The organism is Psychrobacter sp. M17(2026) (genome assembly GCF_055699815.1).
On record NZ_CM146741.1, the window covers coordinates 901,092 to 922,627 of the forward strand.

The 21,536-nt window shown below is 42.3% G+C and carries 18 protein-coding genes and 1 other RNA gene; 11 read left to right on the forward strand and 8 right to left on the reverse strand.

The window, feature by feature from the left end; all coding sequences use genetic code 11:
* Positions 1-84 precede the first annotated feature (84 nt).
* Both ACR63T_RS03925 and ACR63T_RS03930 read right to left on the reverse strand, forming a co-directional pair.
* Positions 85-942, reverse strand: coding sequence for a UDP-2,3-diacylglucosamine diphosphatase (locus ACR63T_RS03925; RefSeq protein WP_472784832.1), 858 nt, complete (start codon positions 940-942; stop codon positions 85-87).
* A 57-nt stretch (positions 943-999) separates the two neighbouring features.
* On the reverse strand, positions 1,000-1,512 hold the full coding sequence (locus ACR63T_RS03930) for a peptidylprolyl isomerase (RefSeq protein ID WP_472785227.1): 513 nt from the start codon (positions 1,510-1,512) through the stop codon (positions 1,000-1,002).
* A 376-nt stretch (positions 1,513-1,888) separates the two neighbouring features.
* Here ACR63T_RS03930 and ACR63T_RS03935 point away from each other — a divergent pair, with 376 nt between their 5' ends.
* The 5 genes from ACR63T_RS03935 (at position 1,889) to ACR63T_RS03955 (ending at position 7,239) form a co-directional block, all read left to right on the forward strand.
* Positions 1,889-3,631 (forward strand): glutamine--tRNA ligase/YqeY domain fusion protein, encoded by a 1,743-nt coding sequence (locus ACR63T_RS03935; protein ID WP_472784833.1) that lies wholly within the window; start codon positions 1,889-1,891, stop codon positions 3,629-3,631.
* A gap of 148 nt (positions 3,632-3,779) precedes the next feature.
* A complete protein-coding gene (locus tag ACR63T_RS03940) occupies positions 3,780-4,526 on the forward strand; it encodes a phospholipase D family protein (protein ID WP_305899783.1) in 747 nt (248 codons plus the stop codon).
* Between the two features lie 197 nt (positions 4,527-4,723).
* Positions 4,724-5,362 carry a peroxiredoxin gene (locus tag ACR63T_RS03945; RefSeq protein WP_472784834.1) on the forward strand — a complete coding sequence of 213 codons (639 nt, stop codon included), beginning with the start codon at positions 4,724-4,726 and terminating at the stop codon, positions 5,360-5,362.
* Positions 5,363-5,617: 255 nt separating this feature from the next.
* Positions 5,618-6,274: a glutathione S-transferase family protein gene (locus ACR63T_RS03950; protein WP_305899784.1), complete on the forward strand. Its 657-nt coding sequence runs from the start codon at positions 5,618-5,620 to the stop codon at positions 6,272-6,274.
* A gap of 68 nt (positions 6,275-6,342) precedes the next feature.
* Positions 6,343-7,239: an META domain-containing protein gene (locus ACR63T_RS03955; RefSeq protein WP_472784835.1), complete on the forward strand. Its 897-nt coding sequence runs from the start codon at positions 6,343-6,345 to the stop codon at positions 7,237-7,239.
* 154 nt (positions 7,240-7,393) lie between these two features.
* On the opposite strand, the gene ruvC is transcribed toward ACR63T_RS03955, so the two are convergent.
* A complete protein-coding gene (gene ruvC, locus ACR63T_RS03960; RefSeq protein WP_305899786.1) occupies positions 7,394-7,978 on the reverse strand; it encodes a crossover junction endodeoxyribonuclease RuvC in 585 nt (194 codons plus the stop codon).
* 168 nt (positions 7,979-8,146) lie between these two features.
* Here ruvC and ACR63T_RS03965 point away from each other — a divergent pair, with 168 nt between their 5' ends.
* A complete protein-coding gene (locus ACR63T_RS03965) occupies positions 8,147-8,812 on the forward strand; it encodes an FxsA family protein (protein WP_472784836.1) in 666 nt (221 codons plus the stop codon).
* A gap of 108 nt (positions 8,813-8,920) precedes the next feature.
* Here ACR63T_RS03965 and ssrS read toward each other — a convergent pair.
* Positions 8,921-9,116, reverse strand: a non-coding RNA gene (gene ssrS, locus ACR63T_RS03970) — 6S RNA.
* A 430-nt stretch (positions 9,117-9,546) separates the two neighbouring features.
* On the opposite strand from ssrS, the gene gpmI reads away from it, so the two are divergent.
* Together gpmI and ACR63T_RS03980 are read left to right on the forward strand one after the other, a co-directional pair.
* Positions 9,547-11,181 carry a 2,3-bisphosphoglycerate-independent phosphoglycerate mutase gene (gene gpmI, locus ACR63T_RS03975; protein ID WP_472784837.1) on the forward strand — a complete coding sequence of 545 codons (1,635 nt, stop codon included), beginning with the start codon at positions 9,547-9,549 and terminating at the stop codon, positions 11,179-11,181.
* Positions 11,182-11,424: 243 nt separating this feature from the next.
* Complete coding sequence (locus ACR63T_RS03980) at positions 11,425-12,948, forward strand: S41 family peptidase (RefSeq protein ID WP_472784838.1); 1,524 nt, start codon at positions 11,425-11,427, stop codon at positions 12,946-12,948.
* 34 nt (positions 12,949-12,982) lie between these two features.
* Here the strand turns inward: ACR63T_RS03980 and ACR63T_RS03985 are convergent, their stop codons facing one another.
* From ACR63T_RS03985 to ACR63T_RS03995, 3 genes are all read right to left on the reverse strand, one after another.
* On the reverse strand, positions 12,983-14,686 hold the full coding sequence (locus ACR63T_RS03985) for a sigma-54-dependent transcriptional regulator (protein WP_472784839.1): 1,704 nt from the start codon (positions 14,684-14,686) through the stop codon (positions 12,983-12,985).
* A gap of 69 nt (positions 14,687-14,755) precedes the next feature.
* Positions 14,756-16,534 (reverse strand): sensor histidine kinase, encoded by a 1,779-nt coding sequence (locus ACR63T_RS03990; protein ID WP_472784840.1) that lies wholly within the window; start codon positions 16,532-16,534, stop codon positions 14,756-14,758.
* 86 nt (positions 16,535-16,620) lie between these two features.
* On the reverse strand, positions 16,621-17,256 hold the full coding sequence (locus ACR63T_RS03995; protein ID WP_305899792.1) for a response regulator: 636 nt from the start codon (positions 17,254-17,256) through the stop codon (positions 16,621-16,623).
* A 473-nt stretch (positions 17,257-17,729) separates the two neighbouring features.
* Here ACR63T_RS03995 and ACR63T_RS04000 point away from each other — a divergent pair, with 473 nt between their 5' ends.
* Both ACR63T_RS04000 and ACR63T_RS04005 read left to right on the forward strand, forming a co-directional pair.
* Entirely contained in the window at positions 17,730-18,794 is a 1,065-nt protein-coding gene (locus ACR63T_RS04000; RefSeq protein ID WP_305899793.1) for a serine hydrolase, read from the forward strand.
* A 139-nt stretch (positions 18,795-18,933) separates the two neighbouring features.
* The gene (locus ACR63T_RS04005) at positions 18,934-19,593 is read left to right on the forward strand and encodes a thiamine phosphate synthase (RefSeq protein ID WP_472784841.1); all 660 of its coding nucleotides are present in this window, start codon (positions 18,934-18,936) and stop codon (positions 19,591-19,593) included.
* 45 nt (positions 19,594-19,638) lie between these two features.
* On the opposite strand, the gene ACR63T_RS04010 is transcribed toward ACR63T_RS04005, so the two are convergent.
* Entirely contained in the window at positions 19,639-19,968 is a 330-nt protein-coding gene (locus ACR63T_RS04010) for a TraR/DksA family transcriptional regulator (protein ID WP_305899795.1), read from the reverse strand.
* Positions 19,969-20,269: 301 nt separating this feature from the next.
* Between ACR63T_RS04010 and ACR63T_RS04015 the strand changes: the two genes are divergently transcribed.
* Positions 20,270-21,478 carry a phosphoglycerate kinase gene (locus ACR63T_RS04015; RefSeq protein WP_472784842.1) on the forward strand — a complete coding sequence of 403 codons (1,209 nt, stop codon included), beginning with the start codon at positions 20,270-20,272 and terminating at the stop codon, positions 21,476-21,478.
* The last annotated feature ends 58 nt before the right edge of the window (positions 21,479-21,536 follow it).

Genomic DNA, 21,536 nt, shown 5'->3' on the forward strand with positions numbered 1-21,536 from the left:
TTATTTGTGTTTTTTGTAGGGTGCGTTTTACGCACCAATTCTTGATTATAGCTGTTCAAACGGTGTGTAAAATGAACCCTACAATCACCTTACTAAATATCGAAACTCAACCAAGTCAAACTCAGCACTGTCGTTATTCATATGCCCGTCTAATTCACCTTTAGCAGTAATAGCGCCAATGACGGCGCTTACTTTTGGCTTACGTGTGTCTGCATCAAGCAAGCGCCAGTCACCTAGCACATAACGACTCTTGCCCTCATCGCTTTGATGAATCTCAGGGCGATGCGTATGGCCGTGTAGCAGCGCATTAGAGTGATAAATAGCTCTATTCACAGCACCTTCATTCACATCCATAATATAGTCTGCTTTTTTGGTATTATTCTGCTTACTCTTAGTGCGGATGTTATCGGCGATAGTTAAGCGCTTCTCTAAAGACTTGTTGAGCAAATACCATTTAGTAAAGCGATGCTGTATGATTTTACGGAAAAACTGATACTTTTTATCGTCCGTACACAGCGCGTCGCCATGCTCTAAACGAAAAGACTGCTGGCCAACTTTTATAAAATAAGGCTCATAAATGAGCTGACCGCCGAATAAATCGCAAAATAACTGATCCAATAAAAAGTCTCGATTGCCATGCATCACTAAGATATGACAGCCCTTTATACGCAGCTGTTTTAGCTTAGCAATCATCGGGGTTAGCCAATGACTCTGTCGTGCGTCATCTGACAAGCTTAAATAAGCATCATCACCGAGCCACACCTCGAACCAATCGCCTAAGATAAATAGACGCTTAAGCGCAGGCAGTGCTAAACAGTCATCTAGCAGCGCTAAAAAAGCCTGCACAAGGGCAGGCTCCTCTAGTGATAAATGCAAATCACTAACCAATACTTGCCGCACCTGATGAGGACGGCTCGTCATTAGATGCTCAAAACTTTGCATTTATCTCTATCCTAATATAGTCGTTTACCAATCAGCAATTTCGCAATGATTTCAAAATTACTCAGAGACAATTTTAGCTGAGTTAATAGTTATCGGTGTTTTTGGTACATCAGCATGCATACCGAAACGACCTGTTGGTACGCCGCGCATTTTTTCGATGACGTCCATACCGCTCGTGACTTTACCAAATACGGTATAGCCCCAACCTTGCGCATTCTTGCCGCTATGATTTAAGAAATCATTGTCTTTTATGTTAACAAAGAACTGACTGGTTGCTGAATGAGGGTCTTGGGTACGCGCCATAGCGATAGTACCTTTATCATTCTTAAGGCCATTGTCCGCTTCGTTTTCAACAGGCTTGTTAGTTGGCTTCTCATTCATTTCAGCATCCATACCGCCGCCTTGAATCATAAAGCCGTCGATGATGCGATGAAAAATAGTACCTTCGTATTGGCCTGATTTTACGTAGCTTAAGAAGTTTTCTACTGTTTTTGGTGCTTTTTCTTCATTGAGTTCAATAGTGATGTTACCCATTGAAGTCTCTAACTCTACTACTGGCATATTGCTCATAGTTGTTTCCTGGTTGTTGGTGTTGGATGTTAAATTGGGCTGAGCTTGTGAAGCGATCGTACTATTAGTACTAGTACAACCTAGAATAAATAAAGGGGCAAATAAGCTGGCAAACCCGAATGTTTTGATAGCATGCATAGATCTTCCTTTTAGCTCATAAGAGTCAATCTTAATTTAGGTGCTAGTCTAACGGCTTTTTTAGCACATGTCATGTATCTGGCTGTTAATGAGTTTGCAAAAGCTGATAGAATAACGCAACTTTCTATTATCCATCACTTTTAAGCAGCCTTTTTTAAAGTAGCCCTTTTTTAATTTTATTTTTTACAAAACACTTTATAAATTGATGAACTGTCAAATTGCCTAGGAGCAATGAGCAATGAATAAACCTGTCAATAATGCAGATTTGAAGAACGAGCCAAAAAACGATTTTATTCGTAATATTATTCGTGAAGATGTCAAAGCAGATAAATATAAGCAGATAGTCACGCGCTTTCCACCTGAGCCAAACGGCTATCTGCATCTCGGTCATGTGAAGTCGATTTGCCTTAACTTTGGCGTGGCCGAGGAGTTCGGTGGTATTTGTCATTTGCGCTATGACGATACCAATCCGACTGCCGAAAAGCAGGACTACATCGATAATATCAAGACGGATGTGCAGTGGCTAGGCTTTGAGTGGGCAGGAGAGGCGCTACATGCTTCTAGCTACTTCGACCAGCTCCATGCGTGGGCGGTGCAATTGATTGAGCAAGGTGATGCCTATGTCGATCTGCAAACCCCTGAGCAAATAAAAGACAATCGTGGCTCATTCAATGAGGCAGGCAAGCCCTCACCGCAGCGCGAGGCAAGCATTGAAGATAATCTAAAATTATTCGATGACATGAAAAACGGCAAATATGCGGATGGAAAAGCCGTACTGCGTGCCAAAATCAATATGTCTGACGCTAATATGAATCTGCGTGATCCCATTATCTATCGCGTGATGCATCAAGAGCATCATCAGACGGGCGATAAATGGTGCATCTACCCGATGTATGATTTTGCTCATCCGCTATCGGACGCCCATGAGGGTATTACCCATTCGATCTGTACGCTAGAGTTTGAAGATCATCGTCCATTCTATGATTGGATCGTAGCCAAGATTGGCTTTGATATACCGCCACATCAGTATGAGTTTTCGCGCTTAAATGTCGATCATACTCTAACCAGTAAGCGTAAACTCAAACAATTAGTCGATGAAAATATCGTCAATGGCTGGGATGATCCACGCATGCCAACTATCGCCGGTATGCGTCGCCGTGGTTATACGCCTGAAGGGTTACGTGACTTCTGTGATCGAGTTGGCGTTACTAAAGCGGATAGTGTGGTTGATATGCGTTTGCTTGAATTCAGTATTCGTCAGTCACTAGACGATACGACCGCGCGTGGTATGGCAGTATTAAAGCCATTAAAGGTGACGATTACTAACTTTGATGAAGCGGTTGAAGAGTGGGAGACCCTCAAAGCGGATAGCGTCAACGCTCGCTTTGATGAGGACAGCCAAACGTTATGGCTTACTCAACCTAAGCATCCTAATGTCGAGGATATGGGTGAGCGCGAGATTCCGTTTACCAAAGACTTGTATATCGATCAAGGTGATTACGAGCTTGAGCCGCCAGCAGGCTATAAGCGCCTGTCACCAGAGAAGAGCGAGATTCGTCTGCGTAATACTTATGTGTTAGCGGTGACTGAGCATGTACTAAATGACGCAGGGAATGTTACTGAGCTAAAAGCCACTATTGATCCGACAACGCTAGGTCAAAATCCTGAAGGTCGTAAAGTGAAAGGCGTCATTCATTGGGTGTCAGCTAGCCAAGGCATTCCAGCGACGGTTCGTTTGTACGAGCAGTTATTTAGTGTTGAAGATCCGAGCAGTGTTAGCGACGTTCATGAAGCGTTAAATCCTAACTCATTAACTGAGCTTAGTGCGGTAGTTGAGCCGTCATTGGTAGCCGCTGATGCAGGCACGCGCTTTCAGTTTGAGCGTGAAGGCTACTTTATCTCAGATGCCGTTGAGCATAGCAATGAGACACCCGTATTTAACCAAATCGTCAGCTTACGCGATAGTTATAAGCCTGCTTAATCGACAACGATAATATAGTGTAAATTTACTAGACAATAGTAGTTTAAAGATTAGCCCATTTCAAGTAAGCTTGAGGTGGGCTTTTTTGTAAGCATGGAATTTCTGATTTATAGTCGTAATGATAAATAAAAAATATTGAGGGTTCGATATGGCAAAATTTTTAAATAGCAGTGGCACCACTTATCACTTAGAAGAATTGATAAAAAACGCCTCTGACAGGTTAATCATTATCAGTCCTTACCTAAAGCTGAATGAGCGTATTAAAGAGTTATTAGAAGATCGCAATCGTCTTAAGATTGATATCCGTATTGTTTATGGAAAAAACGACTTACATCCGGAAGAGATCAATTGGCTCAAAAATTTAACCTTTATTCGCACTAGCTTCTGCAAAAATCTCCATGCTAAATGCTATTTAAATGAAAACGAATGTATTATCACTAGCCTCAATTTATACGAATTTAGCCAAGTGAATAACAATGAGATGGGCGTGCTGATTTACCGTAATGATGACGCTAAGTTATACGCGGATACTTACGAAGAAGCGCAACGTATTATCCGTATCAGTGATGAGGTGCGGATGTCGCTTGAAAAAGTAGGCGACTCCGATAATAAAGCGACGTCAAACGCAAATGCTGATGGCGAGACTGCGGTAACCGCCACTACGAAACCTGTGGAAGTGGCCGCACCTAATTACTCGAAATTGACCACAGCAAAATTAGCTAAAGAGTTAGGGCTTAAAACTCAGGAACTAAATAGTAAACTATTAGAAGCGGGTTACTTAGAAGACAAAGAGGGCGAGCTAGTACTCACAGATGCTGGCAAGTTAGCAGGTGGTAGTAGTAAACGCGGTAAATTTGGGGAGTTTTGTCTTTGGGACTCAGGAATAGTAATTTAGAATATTAGGTTCACAAAAATATATTTTTGCTTAGCCTGAAATGGAATAACGGCATTACAATCTGTCACAAGACATTCATAACCAATTTGTTAAGATTGAATAGATTTCCAAACGCATCGCTAGACAATAGCTGAGTGCGTCAACGATAATAATTTAAGCGCTACATCAGATCAGCGCTCACTACTAAGGATTAAGATATGGCACATTTACGTCTTGGCGATAGCGCCCCAAATTTTGACGCAAACACCACAGATGGTGAGATTAATTTTTATGATTGGGCAGGGGACAACTGGGTAGTGTTTTTCTCTCATCCAGCAGATTTCACGCCAGTATGTACTACCGAGCTTGGTCGCGCAGCAGCCCTCAATGGTGAATTTCAAAAGCGCGGTGTTAAGCCAATCTGTATTTCTGTTGATGGCATCGACGATCATCACGCTTGGGCAAAAGATATTGGCGAGACCCAAGGAACGGAACTAAACTTCCCAATCATCGCTGATCCAAATAAAGAAGTGGCTGAGCTGTATGACATGATGCATCCAAATGCAGACAGCACTCATACTGTACGTAGTGTCTTTATTATTGATCCTAATAAAAAGATCCGTCTGACCTTAACTTATCCTGCCAGTTGTGGTCGTAACTTTGATGAGATCATTCGAGTGATTGATGCGATTCAGTTGTCTGACGAATATAATATTGCTACCCCAGTAGACTGGCAAGATGGTGATGATGTTATCATTCCACCAAGCGTCAAAAACGAAGATATCGCTGCAAACTATCCAAAGGGTCATACTGAAATTAATCCGTATTTGCGTACGACGCCTGCACCCAATAAATAAGTATAAAAACTTAATAGTTAGCAAAATATTTATCTTTACAATCAATAAGATGACTATTTAATAAAAGCCCCATAGCCTCAGGTTGTGGGGCTTTTGTGATTTTTTAACAAGTAGTGAAAAGCTTTTGCTATGATGTAAAGCGTAGGTTCAAATATCAAGGCTACTAATTTTTGACTGGGTCTCGATTTTGTCAGAAAAACTATAACGATAAACGCTCATCAGCCACATTTTATGACTAACTCCTAGGACCATACTATGAAAACATTATACGTTACGCGTACCGCGCCAAATCCACGTAAAGCTCTCATTTTACTGGCTTCAAAAGGTATTGATATCGATGATATGGACGATCTTGACGTCGTAGATATTGATATTATACAAAACGAGCATACGACTGATGACTTTAGCAAAATGAACCCTATGCAGACTGTGCCGACGATGACCTTGGATGATGGTACGGTGCTAAATGATTCACAAGCGATCTGTGAGTATCTAGATCGGGTCTATGGTGAGCGCTCAGTGATGGGTAACGATGTGGTACAACGAGCACAAATCTGTGCCATGCGCCGTGTCGCTGAGTTTGAAGTGCTTTATAACTTTATGCTGGCCTTTCAGCACAGTCACCCCTCCAAAGCCCAGCGTGTTGATCAAGTGCCTGAGTTTGTTGAGAAGTCTATTGCTCGCGCCATCAAGGCTCTACCATACTTTGAAACAGCCTTAACAGATCGTGATTATTTAGTCACAGACCAGCTTACCTTTGCTGATATTGTGCTGTATTTAGGACTTGATTTTGGCAAAGTCGTTAAGGTAAACCCTGCTGATCATGGCGCGAACATTGCCCGTTTTTATCAGATGATGAATGAGCGCTTCAGTATCAAGAATATGGCCAAAGCCAAAGCTAGCAACGACTAGAATGTGTCATATGCTCTAACAGCATCCTATTAACATCGTAGTATCTTATTACTGAAAGAGGAGTGATTATGAAACCAATAATGAGCTCGGCAAGAGTATTAATACCAAGTCTATTGGTAGCAAGTTTAGCCTTAAGCGCCTGTAACGATACTGCAAAAGTTCAAGAAGCTGAACTGGGAACGACAGCGGACACTAGTGAGGTGGTAGCTGAAGATAATAGCCAGACGACAACGAATATGACTGACGATGATAGCGCAACTCCTGAGCAAGCGATGATAGATACCCTTGACAGCTACCGCTGGTCGCTGGCTTCTGCTGTGGATAGTAATAATCAGCCTATCACTGCATTGACGACGATCAAAGAGCAGGTCATGCTAAACTTTGATAGTCAAAGTCAAAATAATATCAGCTATAACGTTGGTTGTAATACCATCAGCGCCGTCTATAAGCTACAAGAGCAAATGCTTAGCGTTAAAGACGGTATGAGTACCAAGATGTCTTGTGGCAAACTAGACGCCGTAGAAAACCAGCTGAACGAGTTAATGCAAGGCGATAGCACAGTCAGTCTAACAACCAGTGAAACGCCAAGCCTGACCCAAGTGACTAGCAATTCAGTAACGCTGGTTTGGAGCGGTAGAATGACGGCACAAGCCAAATATAATAGTAAAAGCGATACGGTATTTTGGGCAGTAGATGCGCAGAGCAAACCTTGCTCAGACAATAACGCGCAGCTGTGTCTGCAAGTTAGACCTGTTACTTACGATGAGCAAGGCATAAAAACGACCGAGGGAGAGGTAGTCGAGTTTGCAGGTGTCATTGATGGCTATGAGCACGATGATACTCATAATGAAGTACTGCGCCTAAAACGTTTTAAAACAGAGGTGGATAGCGTATTAGTAGATAACATAGATTCGCAATACGCGTATGTATTGGATACCATTATAGAGCGAACGGCCGTTAAATAGTATTTATGAACGTCATAAAATTCAGGTTATAAGTAGTATGCGTAGGGTGCGTTCCACGCACCGATGAATAATTATAACTTTATGGTTAGTGCGCATGGCAGATACTACAAAAGCTAAACGATTCAAATATTTTTAATTATGGCGCGCTAATGCATTATCGCAAATTACCTAAGTCCTCTTCTGTTAGCCGCCAGCGACCTTTCTTTTTAGAGGCACCGCGACCGCGCATAGCGCTATTGAGGATCAGTTTATTCATAGAATGGCTTGAATGAGCATGACAAATGGCACAAGCTAGTCCATCAGCCGCATCTTGCTGTGGTACAAAATCTAGGGCTAAGATCCGACAAACCATCTCTTGGACTTGCTCTTTGGCCGCTGCACCATAACCGCAAACGGCTTGCTTGATCTGTCGAGCAGTATATTCAGAGACTTCTAAATCTAGAGCCACCATAGCGGCAATAGCAGCGCCGCGCGCTTGACCCAGCTTTAGCGCGGAATCTGGGTTTTCTGCCATAAATACTTGTTCAATAGCAGTATAGATAGGCTCATCAGCATACTTAATATGATGCTGAGTAATACGCGTTAAGCCATTAAAAATACGTTTGAGACGCTCAGGCATCTCTTTGGTATCAGTACGAATAGTCCCTGCATCGATATAGGTCAGCTTATCGCCTGTTTGTTGCACGATACCATAGCCTGTCATACGCGAGCCGGGATCTATTCCGATGATAATTGCCATAATCTTCCAATTGACGATTGTAATTAGTTTTATTTAGCATTTAAATATTTGCTACAAGTTTGATAGTATAGCAAGCCATCCCCATATAGAGGATAAGTTAAGCCGTTTAATTTGCTTAACGCTTTATTTAACGCTTAATCTCAGTTTAATTTTATAGGACGACAATTTATGGGTCAGATAGTAGGTATTGCCATCGTTTGGTTTATTATTGAGATGCTGGTCTGGTACTTGTTGGCTCAGTCTATTAGTGGCTGGCTAGTATTTGCTTGGTTTATTGTGGCAGCAGTCATCGGTATCTCTTTTATTCGCAAAGGCATGGCATCACTGAATCCTATGGCGCAGCAAATGAAAGCAGGTGGGATGATGAATCCATCAATGCGCCCGCAAGAGTCCACTATGCTCAAAAGCGTAGCGATGGCCGTTGCTGGTATTTTACTATTGATACCTGGGATCATTAGTGACTTATTAGCGCTACTAGTCGTATTACCGCCTGTGCAGAAAAAGCTCAAAGATATGGCCAATACTTATGTCATGAACAATCAGCAAAAAATGATGGAGATGATGGCTAAGCAAATGGGCGGTGCCAGTAGCATGGGCGGACAGAACCCGTTTGGTGGTATGGGCGGACAGAACCCGTTTGGTGGTATGGGCGGACAGAACCCGTTTGGTGACGTTAATGATAGAGCGGGACAAAACCCTTTTGGTGATGTCAGTGGTAATCAGCAGCAAAACCAATTTGGCAATGTCTTTAAGCAGCATACTACCATCGATGGTACTGCCAAAAACATTCCTCAAGATGTCAAAAAGATCACTAAGTCGGCTAATGATGAATAATTATTTATCTAGTAGCGCATAAAAAAAGCCCCTTTCAATAATATGAAAGGGGCTTTTTAGTGACTATTAAGTGTCGCTCCTATAAAGGGTTCTACTCAACAATCGAATATAACAACCGAAGTGCCGCCGTGGGATGGTGACCCATGAACCGTGAAGTTCAGGGCGGATGTGTCATCGTCTCGGCAGGTTTCCTGATACACTGCAAGCAGTGCAGGCATACACAATGAAACGATAGGTAGCACATCCAGGTAAAGCATTATCGGCTCAGGGAAATAGCATCCACTCGCTAACACTTCAGAATAGTTCAATATTACCCAATGAAATACATAATTGCAAGTCCATTTTTATAGCTGGATTTGTTCACTAAATATAACTGAGCTTTATTGATATCTAAATGTATGACCAGTATAACGAGAGCTTGATACTTATAAGCCATAAGCTTCGGCCAAAATTTGATTGATAGTTTTCAACTTTGTTAGCGATTAACGGAGCTAATTTCGTAGGTTGCTACTATGTCTCACTACAAGAAATTAACGATATTTTTTATAAATGTCGTAACTGCAAACAATTTGTATTTGATAATAAAAAAGGTTGAATTTTAGGCAATTTTGATATTTGTGTTAAGATACATAGTCTCTGTCAGTGCCACGGTCGAATGTTCAACAGACCCTAGCTTTATACTTTGATTCCTTTAACTTATCAGTGACGTTCATCCCCTTGAGGAGCGCAAATTTATGACCAGTAAGCAACCATCAGAATCTAATGACTCTAATCAAAGCCAAATTAAAAACCCACCTAAGACCCCACACGTATTAATGATATTAGATGGATTTGGACATCGTGAAGATGACAATGACAATGCGATTGCTGCTGCAAATACACCGAATCTAGATAGGATATATCAGCAGTATCCGCACGGACTAATCTCAGCTTCAGGTGAGGATGTAGGCTTGCCGCCAAGTCAGTTTGGTAATTCTGAGGTCGGTCATATGAACCTCGGCGCTGGACGTATTCTGTACCAAGACTCAACGCGTATCTCAAGCGAGGTGGCTAACCGTGACTTTTACAAAAACGAGGCACTAGTAGGCGCTGTCAATGCTGCTAATGAGCTTGGTGGTAACGTACATATTATGGGTTTGTTATCAGATGGTGGCGTCCATGCGCATCAGGATCATATCGAGGGCATGTGTCATTCAGCTTTAGTACACGGTGCCAAAAATGTCTTTGTGCATTGCTTTTTAGATGGTCGTGATACCCCGCCTAAGTCCGCTGACAAATATATCAATCGCTTGCGCGATCATCTTAATAAGCTCAATGCTCATTACGAGGGGCGCGTACAGATTGCTAGCATTATTGGCCGCTACTATGCTATGGATCGTGACAATCGCTGGGATCGGGTACAAAAAGCTTATGAGCTAATGACCGAAGGTAAGGCTGATCGAATCTCAACGCGGGCAGATGGTGCTGTGCAAGCGGCTTATAAAGCTCGCGAGACTGATGAGTTTATCAGTCCAACGACAGTGATTGAGCATGGTGAGACGCCATTTACTGTCGATGATAATGATGCGCTTATCTTTATGAATTTTCGTGCGGATCGTGCGCGTGAGTTGGCACAAGCCTTTGTATTGCCAGATCATGAGTTTTCAGGGTTTGCCCGTCATAAACAGCCAAAACTTGCCGCCTTTGTTATGCTCACTAAATACTCAGATATACTAGAGAATAATAGTAAGACCAGCATTGCTTATTATCCAACGTCATTGAGCAATACGCTTGGCGAGTATCTACAACAGCAGGATAAAACTCAGCTACGTATCGCTGAAACCGAAAAGTATGCTCATGTGACTTTTTTCTTTAGCGGTGGTCGTGAAGAGGAGTTTGAAGGCGAGGTGCGTATTTTAGTACCTTCACCCGATGTGGCAACTTATGACTTGCAGCCTGAGATGAACGCACCTGAAGTTACTGATAAGTTAATAGCCGCTATTGAATCAGGCAAATATGATGTATTGATCGTCAATTATGCCAATGGTGATATGGTCGGACATACGGGTATCTTTGACGCTGCTGTAAAAGCAGTTGAGGCATTAGATGTCTGTGTGGGCCGAGTTGAGCAGGCGGTTCGCGCAGCAAACGGCGATATGCTAATCACAGCGGATCACGGTAATTGCGAGCAGATGCAAGATTATGATAGCGGGCAAGTACATACTCAGCATACTACAGAGCATGTGCCGCTGATTTATATTGGCGAGCAAAAGCTACAAGTCCGTAAAGGCGGTAGACTAAGCGATGTAGCGCCAACTATCTTGTCGTTGATGAGTTTGGATGCCCCAGCTGAGATGACAGGTGAGAACTTGTTGATTCAAGCATTGTAAGCGTCAATGCCTATTTGATCTGATGACGACCACTCAAAAAGAGATGTCATTTAAAAAAGCTAAATAAGTAGGTCTAAAAGCGAAGATAAGCATTATCTTCGCTTTTTTTAATTGATGACACGCCCTAGTCTGTCCTTTCATTAAAGCCATATTTAGGGTATATATGCCTTATAATGGTCATAAGTATTATCTTATAAGTGTCTTTTCTATTATAAATGAGTTCTATTATAAATGAGTATAGCCATGCCTTTATCTGATTTTAAAGCGTCAAAAACTCCGACTAGCTTAAGTTCTGATATTTTAAGTTTTGACACCTTGAGTTCTGACACCTTGAGTCCTAAGACCTTCCAGTTAGCTTTTGTAAAATATGCTATAGCTGCGGTGATCTTGAGTAGTGCAAGCTTAACTACGCAAGCTGTGATTGCAGCGCCGAGCGCAGTAATAGGCAAAAAGGCTGACAACCCTACAGCGAATTTGCAGCTCATTAACCTGCAAAGCGATGAGGTTCCGGTAGACAATGGTGCTGATGATTTGTCAGATATCGATGATATGGTGGATGCTGCTGATCAGACTGATGACTGGATGAACGATGACGATACAGGCGATATAGGTAGCAATCCACTAGTAGATAGCAGTGATTACGAGGATACCTTAGATACTGATATTCCCGAGGATGTGGCGCAAGTCTCATTAAAGGCTATTTCCCCTGAAACATTAAAAACATTTGTGGCCGTAGTGGATTTGGTGCGTCGTGACTATATAGATGCGGTAAATGATGAGGAGCTCTTCAGCAATGCTATGAGTGGTATGCTGACTAAGCTTGATAGTCATGCCGAGTTTTTGGACGCTGAAGCTTACGAGAATCTACGCGCGTTCACCGAAGGTGATGTAGGGGATATCGGAATCAAAGTAGTCTATCGCGCTGATGAGGGCTATTGGGTGGTGACTGAGGTGACAGATGACTCGCCTGCGGATAAAAAGGGCATCACTATCGGTGACTATGTCCATCAAATAGACGAGTTCAAATTAGATGAAGATAAGCAAACCAATGATATCGTACAGCTATTATCAGGTATTGCTGGCACGCAAGTGGATGTGGTGATCTCAAAAGCGGGTCGCCGTAAACGCACTATTAGCTTGCAGCGCAATAATAATCACCCACAAGAGATTGAGACGCGTCTGGTCGATGGCATAGCTATTATCAAGCTACCAACTTTCCAGAATAATAGTCGTGAAAAAGTATTACAAAGCCTAACTAATCTGAATGCACCTGTAAAAGGGGTGCTATTAGATCTGCGTGATAATCCAGGTGGTGTACTGACAGCCGCGGTACAAGTTGCTAGCTTGTTTATGTCTGATAGCGATGTGGTGCAGATAAAAAGTCGTCAAAGCGCACTGCGCACTTTATCTACTCGAGGTACCGCGCTTCTTGAACCTTTACCTGTGATAGTACTGCAAAACCGTTATTCGGCCTCTGCCGCTGAGGTTTTGGCCAGTAGCCTGCAAACTCAAAAGCGCGCTATTATCTTGGGTGAGGTCAGCTATGGCAAAGGATCGGTACAGTCGGTGATACCGCTCAATAATGAGCAAGCCGTCAAGCTAACCGTTGCTCATTATTTAACGGCAAATGGTGAAAAAATAGATGGTATTGGGGTACAACCTGATATAGATTTATCGACAACTGAAATTGATTGGGAGCAGCTCGGTCTTGAGTTACTGCGTCAACAAATAACTATGCCAGGTATTCGTTTTGTACAACCAACTTAGCAACACGCCCCAATTACAATAACTAATTTACTAATCAGCATATATCTTCATCGATCTCAAGCTTTTTCATACGGTAGCGTAGAGAGCGAAAGCTAGTGCCTAATAGTTCCGCTGCTTGAGTTTTATTACCCTCAGTTTGTTTGAGAGCGGCAACAATAATGCGTCGCTCTTGATCTTGTAGGTAGATCTCTAAGCTGCTCGCTGGTAGTTGAATGTCGTCATCTATAGAGGAATCTAAAAGAGAGATAGGGTTATTTGCTACATCTCTAGCTGGTTGCTCGGGCGCGTTCTGTCCACTACTAGGCTTTTGAGCATTATCATTAGGTTTTTGAGCACCACTCACAGTACTAGAGGCTTTGATCGAGTTGGAGTAAGCGTTAGTTGCGAAACGATAAGGATGTAGGTTACCCGTAGCTGAATTATCATTACGGCTCTTGACGTTGCTTTCAATGCGATGAGTAGCAGTATTAACGTTAGTCACGGCCTTGACATCAGCTTTTGCGTTATCAGTATCGTTGCTATGATCAGGCTCTACTACTGGCAAGTCTATTACTTGTGCTGATCCGCTAGAGGGCATTAGACCTAAATGACTGACATCAATAATTTCAGTTTCACAAAGGGTGATTGCTCGCTCAAGTATGTTGCGTAACTCACGGACGTTGCCAGCAAAAGTATAATCTTGTAAGCGTTGATAAGCTTGCGCTGACAGCTGCGGGGCTGACTCTAATTGCCACTCCTCAGCAATAAGCCCTAGAAAATGCTCTGCTAAAGCTGGAATATCGTCACGCCTATCGTTCAGTGCTGGCAGTTTGAGCTCAATCACATTGATACGATAATATAAATCTTGACGAAACTCGCCCGCTGCTACTAACTGGCTCAAATTTTTGTGAGTCGCTGAGAGTATACGGATATCGACAGGAAGCTCTTTGGTATCACCGATAGCGCGTACGGTCTTTTCTTGAATAGCACGCAGCAACTTGACTTGCATAGGCAGCGGTAAATCAGCGACCTCATCCAAAAATAGAGTCCCGCCGTTGGCTTGTTGGAATAGCCCTTGCTTGTCAGCAACTGCTCCTGTAAAGCTGCCTTTTTTATGACCAAAAAACTCAGACTCCATCAGCTCTGAGGGAATCGCACCGCAGTTCACGGGTACAAAACTGCCTTCACAACGCGGACTCAAGTCGTGAATCAATCTAGCTACGACCTCCTTACCTGTCCCTGAGGCTCCCGATAAAAACACAGGCGCCTGTGAGCGCGCGAGCTTTAGTATCGTCTTTTTAAGCGTTTGCATGACCTCAGCGTTACCAATTAAACGACTATCTAATAACTGCTGCTCAGGACTCTGAGTGCTCTGGCTTTGGATATCATTGTCTTGACGAGAAACCTTTAAAGCATTTTCTACCAACTGACGTAGCCGTGGCAGCTCAAGGGGCTTATTAACAAAATCAAAAGCGCCTAGTTTCAACGCTTCAATAGCCAAATCCATACTGCCAAAAGCAGTGATAACAGCGACTGGGGTAGTGGAGCTATTGCTGATCTGCTTAACCAAATCTAGCCCTGAGCCATCAGGAAGCTTGAGATCTGTTAAGCAAAAGTCATAGCTATTATCTTTCCAATAATCTTGAGCTTGGGTCAGCGTATAGGCGACATCACACTGTATGCCCATCTTGGTGAGCGTAATTTGCATCAATCGGCATAGATCCACTTCATCATCAACAATTAAGGCAGTTGCTGTCATGTATAACCTCATATAGATATAAACAATTAGGATGATTAAAACGCACGACTTTCAACACAGTTTTAGCAGTTAGGCAATTTCAACAATAGAAACAGCGGCAGGCACTATCAAGCGAAAACAAGTTTTTGCATGCTCTGGAACGTGGATAAGCTGAGCATAATTGGCCTCACTAAAAGCTTGAGATAAATACAAACCCAAGCCCGTTCCTGCTTTATCCGTAGTAAAAAATGGCTCAAATAGATGTTCTACACTAGTATTATCGATACCTATTCCTGTATCTAAAACATCGATTATAACATCGTTCTGCCTATCGTAGATCTCAACCGTAACATCAGCTTGCGTATGAGCTCGACTGCTATAGCGCAATCCATTATTAATTAAATTAATCAAAATCTGCTCTAACTGATGCGTATCAAACTGGATAACAATAGTGGTGCGAACACTCAGTGTAATATCATGATTGCGAAAGTGATTATCCAAAAACTGCGGCATCCATTCGATAAGTTCTATGGTTTGACGTTGTGGCTGCTGCTGGCGCGATAACTTCAACACATCCTCGATGATACGATCGACGCGTTTGGTTTGGGCAAATATCATCTTATAGAGCTCATGATTGCCTGTATTATCCGTTGTCATTGACGATTCAGTATCATCTGAACCATAGTTTTCATCGATGTCTTCTATTAACAGCTGGCTGGCCTGTGAGATAGCCGCTAAAGGATTGCGTATTTCGTGAGCAATACTAGCCGTAAGCTGTCCTAGGGAGGCCAGTTTTAATTGTTGAGCACTGGTTTGCTCACGGCGCAAGTCCTCTAATAGCATCAACTGACTGTTATCTTTTAAAGGGATGATTTGAATACGTAATTTGTTAGCATTAGTAGCACTAACGCTTTTTGGTAGATCATAGATAAAGGTACGCAACTGATTGTTTGCTAAATTTATATAATTCTCAACTAAAGATTTATGCTCATGAGTTAGTTTTTTTTGAAAGTCTACTAAAGGGTCATAAGCTTTTACAATACGCTTTTTTTTATTATTAAATGGCTTAGTTGTCGTGCTTATATCTTGATTAAGACGGAAACTAAAGGTAGGTTTGGCGGCTGGATCAGATTCTATACCTAAGAGCTGATAAGCGGCCAAGTTTGCCAGCACGATACGTTTTTTATCAATAACTATTATGCCATTAATCATCTGGCTGACGACTTCTTGGTTAATAGCATTGAGATGAGCCACTTCTTGCGCCTGCTGCAAGGCCATACCCTCTACATGAACTAAGCGCTGAGAGACCGACCAACTCAAAAACCCTACTGCCAAAAAGCTGGCTGATATCAGTAGAGCCTCTCCTAGATTGGCTAAGTTCAAGCTATTGGCAATCGCATAAAAAAACTGCTGATAAATAATAAAAATGATAGCCAGTAAGGTAATGATCAGCGCCTGAGTACCTGTCAATAACATAAAGCTTGCTGCTACCACTACCATGTACAGCATAGTCAGTTGCAAATCAGGCGCGCCATTGGTATAGAGTAGTAAGCTTAGAACGACTACGTCCATAAACAGCCCTAGCAATAGCTGACGCCGTGGCTGCTGAGGGACTACTGAGAATAAGCCAAATAATATAAGGCTAAACAAGACATAAAAAATAAGTATCGTTAACTGTAAGAGGCTGGGCAGCATGATGCTGTTATCGGCTTGCGTCGTCACATAAATCATCAACAGTAAAAATAGGCTAACGATGAGTCGATAACTATTATATACCATGCCTAGTCGGCGCAGTTGTGCTGAGGGTAGCGTCTCGCCTTGCTGCAAATAAGTGATGACAAAAGCTATGACTGTAGAAGCAGGTTTCATAAAATAGCCAAAATAAAAAATAAGTCAGTAAAGAGGTCACATCACGATAATAATTCTAAGCTTGAGCAACCTTTTTAAGAGCTTGATTAAGGCTGAATAAGTCCATGGCGAATTGCCATATGGGTAAGCTTAACATCACTATCAACACCTACTTTTTCATAAATACGATAACGATAAGTATTAATAGTCTTTACACTGACAAATAACTGATCAGCGATTTGCTGAGGGCTTTGACAGTTAACGACCATCATAGCTACTTGCTTTTCACGGTCGCTTAATAAGTCAAAAGGTGAAGCGGCTTTATCGGATAACAACACTTCAGCCAGCTGATCTGCTACATCATGACTAAAATAACGACCGCCTTGATTGAGTTTTTTGATCGCGCGTATCATCTCATCAAGTGGTGTGCCTTTAGTGATATAGCCATGAGCGCCTGCCTTGAGTAGCATCGATGGATAAGGCTGAGTAGCCATACTACTAACTGCCAATATTCTGATGCCTATGTTCAATTGTACTAAGCGTTTGGTAGCCTCAAGCCCACCAATATTAGGCATATTAACGTCCAAAAGAATGACGTTAGGGATAAGCTGTTTAGCAAGCTTTATAGCCATATCACCGCTATCTGCTTCACCAACGACTTCGATATCTGGACTATCAGCTAACATACGGCTGATACCCATACGAACTAAATCATGATCATCTACTACTAACACTCGAATCATATTGTTACTCGTATTATGTTATTACTATAATTTATTACTAATTATAAGTTATCAAACTTTAATCCTAAACAATAGATACTAATCAATCAAATTTTGCAGCTTAAGATAGCCTACTCCTAATTATTGACTATAACTCTTTAAAATAGAATTTATTACCGAAATGTTAATCAATATTGCTAATAGCTAAAGAAACTGTAATAAAATTTAACAACAACCATAAAAAATTCATCAAGTTAGCTCATAATAGTAAACTTAAATATAAACCATGATACACTAAAAATACAAAAGCATCGTATTAAGGCTTTTACTATCATTGTGAGTCATTATAGCTACGTTGTAATATTTTGATAGCGATTACCATTTTTGTAAGGCTTAAGGGTAATTATCGAAACATTTTCGTTTTTATAATAGCTACGTATATCATCTACGCTATGGTCTATATTACTAGAGCGCTATTCCTATTTGGAGGAAGAATGACAAATTTACCATTAACCAAACAGCAAATACTAGTTGCTATGATTTCATTGAGTTTGGGAGGCGCTGCGCAAGCGGCATTAACCATTAATGGTAATGAGTCTAGTGCGCGTGTTAGCTGGGGCGGGGCTGATAGCTTATCTGAAGCACGCAATATCATGTACAGCTCAAACAACAGCTCCGCTATCAAAAAAGTCAATAATGGCTATGGTACAACTAATATCACTAATGCGAATAGTTATGGTAGCCGTAATAACAGTTACAATACAACCTACCGTGGCAGCTTTGGCAGCAGCGATATGTTGCCTATCAGTACGGACTCGCGCAGTGTAGCAGTCATCGATGCTGAGACTGGTGAGTCGATCTACGAGAAAAACGCGGATATCGCGCGTCCTATGGCTAGTATCACTAAGGTTATGACTGCGATGGTCGTACTAGATGCTGGGCTCGATATGCGTGAAGAGCTTATTCTCGATCCAGAGGACTTTATAGGACCCAAACGTGCCAGCTCACGGCTCAAATCAGGCGATCGTATGAATCGCGCTGAGATGTTGCTGATGTCACTAATGAAGTCAGAAAACCCAGCGGCTAAGAGCTTAGCGCGTAACTATCCTGGTGGTTACAATGCCTTTATACGAGCGATGAACCGCAAAGCGCAAGATTTAGGTATGACGACCGCTTATTTTGGTGATCCAACGGGTCTTGATAAGCGAAATGTCGCCTCATCGAATGATCTCGTTAAGTTAGTGCGCGCGGCTGGCAACTACGATGTGATTCGTCGTTTTTCTACCACTAAGAGCTATGACTTCTATGTCTCTAATTATTCAAGCGGTAATCGTACTTATTCAGCGAATAATACCAGTAGTTTAGTACGTTCAGGCGACTATCCAATAGGTATATCCAAAACAGGCTTTATTAATGAAGCAGGTCGCTGCGTAGTGATGGAGACCCGAGTCAATAACCGTCCTGCTATTATCGTCATTTTGGGTGCCAATAGCTCAGCAACACGATGGGGTGATGCTAAGAATATCTTAAACAGTTTGGCGTCACGTCGTACAGTATAAGGTAGTCGCTTTTATAAAAAAGGCAGTTATCATTATAACCGCCTTTTTTTTGCTTAAATTTTTTGTTGAAAATGTACTCTTATAAAAAAGTGTTAAAGAACGTACTAAAGCTCGCTTAATGGCTAGGAAAACATCACCAATGATAATCCCTAAACTATACCTGCTGACTAACGATGACGACATCAGCTTACTGTTAACCAAACTTAAAGCCGCATTTGCAACTAATCTTATTGCTGTAGTGCAAATAAGACGCAAGCAAGTACTAGCACAGCCTAATGGCTCGCAGCAGCTCTACGATGAAGCGCTAGAAATTATTGCTTTAGCCCAGCAATACAAGGTTGCCGTCGTTATTAATGACGATACCGCTCTAGCCGCTAAGCTGGGTGTAGGGGTACATTTAGGTCAAGGCGATGGTGACATAAGCACAGCGAAACAGTTAATAGCAGCCGATCAAATCATTGGTCGTACTTGCCATGGTGATAGTCAGCTCGTAAAGCAAGCACTAGAGGATGGCGCAGATTATGCGGCGATGGGTGCCATATTTGCCTCAATGACTAAACCTCAAGCGAGTATTATTAGTCGCGAGCAGCTCAATGCTGGCTGTCAGCTAAGCTTAGATAAACCGCTAAATATATGTGTGATTGGTGGACTTAGCGCAGAAAATATTGGTCAGCTGGCAGGCTTGCCATTGACTTATATTGCGGTAGTCGGGGATATTATGGACTTAGCAGTAGAGCAGATAGCGCAGCGTTGTCAGCAGTGGCAGCAAGCGCTTAGTATCTGGCAAACGCTTGCTTAACTTCTTACTCAGCTTTATAGGCTTAGTTCTATGGGACACTCATTTTTATTCAGCGTGATCCATACATAACGTAGCATAAGGCACAGCTTTTAAGCGTTGTTCCTGTATCTCCTCACCGCATACTTCACATTCTCCGTAAGTACCGTTTTCGATACGGCTCAAAGCATTTTCAATATAGATGAGGTTTTGGTGTGCTTCTGCCGCTAGGAGCTGACGCGTATCATTCTGACGGATAGAGATTGCTTGATCTCCCCAATCTTTATTAAGCTCATCTTGCGGATTTTGGATATGATCCTTTATGGTATCGATACGAGTCTGGTACTCTTCTTTAAGCTGTAGTAGTTTTTGTTTGGCCTGATCAAAATCTGTACTCATATGATTCTCCTAAAAATGGCGCTCGTAGTTGTTATTGTTTACAGCACTATCATAAAGGCGCCTTTAAGAGACTACCACCACGAAATGTTACTGCGATCAATTTCTCTACTTTATCACTATGCCTCAAAAACAGCTTTGAGCAAAAACATCTACAGTGAATTCACTATAAAAGAGATAAATTGTCGTTAAGATAATTTTTTTCGCATCAGTTGACGCTATAGCCGACTCAAGCTTACACTACACGCCATTAAGATACTCCCCGTATATCTATTATTATGAAACTGAATCAATAGGAGCTGTAATGAATTTTTTACGTATGAGTGAGCTGAACTTAACCGATAAAGTCGTTTTGATCCGTGAGGATTTAAATGTCCCTATTAAAGCTGGTAAAGTGGCGAGCGACGCCCGATTGCAAGCGAGCCTACCGACGATAAAAATGGCTTTAGACAAAGGCGCTGCGGTGATTGTTTGTTCGCACTTAGGTCGTCCAACCGAAGACAGGTTTGAAGCTGCTTACTCACTAGCACCTGTTGCCGACTATCTAACCGAAAAATTAGGCGATCAACTGAGTCAGCCAGTAGTACTCAACAGTGATTACCTCAATGAAGAAGTCGCTATTAAGGCAGGGGAAGTCATATTACTAGAAAACGTGCGCTTTAATGCAGGCGAGAAGAAAAACGATACTACATTAGCGAAGCGTTATGCTAGTCTTTGTGATGTTTTTGTTATGGACGCTTTTGGTACCGCGCACCGTGCTCAGGCCTCAACAGAAGGCGTAACGATGGCAATGCGCCAAGCTAACAAAACAGTGTGTGCAGGGCCATTACTAGCCGCTGAGCTTGATGCATTGAGCCAAGCGCTACAGACACCAGATCAGCCTATGCTCGCTATAGTAGGTGGCTCTAAGGTGTCAACTAAGCTTGAGGTACTGCATAGTTTGGCTACGTTATGTAGCCAGATTATCTTAGGTGGCGGTATTGCCAATACCTTTTTAGCCGCGCAAGGCCACAGCGTTGGCGCCTCTTTATATGAGCCAGATCTGCTCGATACCGCCCGCGTAATTATGACTAAGACTGAAATTTTATTGCCTGAATATGTGGTAGTGGCTGATAAAGATGACATTGATTTTGCCGACTTTACAGGATCATTAGCTAAAGCTACCGCGACCATAAAAGCGGTTGACGCTATCGATGCTAATGATATGATATTGGATATTGCACCGCAAAGTGCCAAGCAATTAGCAGTCGCTATTACCAAGGCTAAGACTATCTTGTGGAATGGCCCTGTTGGCGTATTTGAGGTCGATGCCTATGGTGCAGGGACACAAATACTAGCGCAAGCGGTACAAGACAGCGCAGGATTCTCAATCGCTGGTGGCGGCGATACCTTAGCCGCTATTGACAAGTATCAAGTTGCTGATGGCGTCAGCTATATGTCGACAGGTGGCGGTGCGTTCTTAGAGTTTGTCGAGGGTAAAACTCTGCCAGCAGTAGCAGCTTTAGAGCTCTAAAGCTAAAAATATCGATAGCACTTTGGTAGTTAAGATTAGCTACCATACCTGCCATATA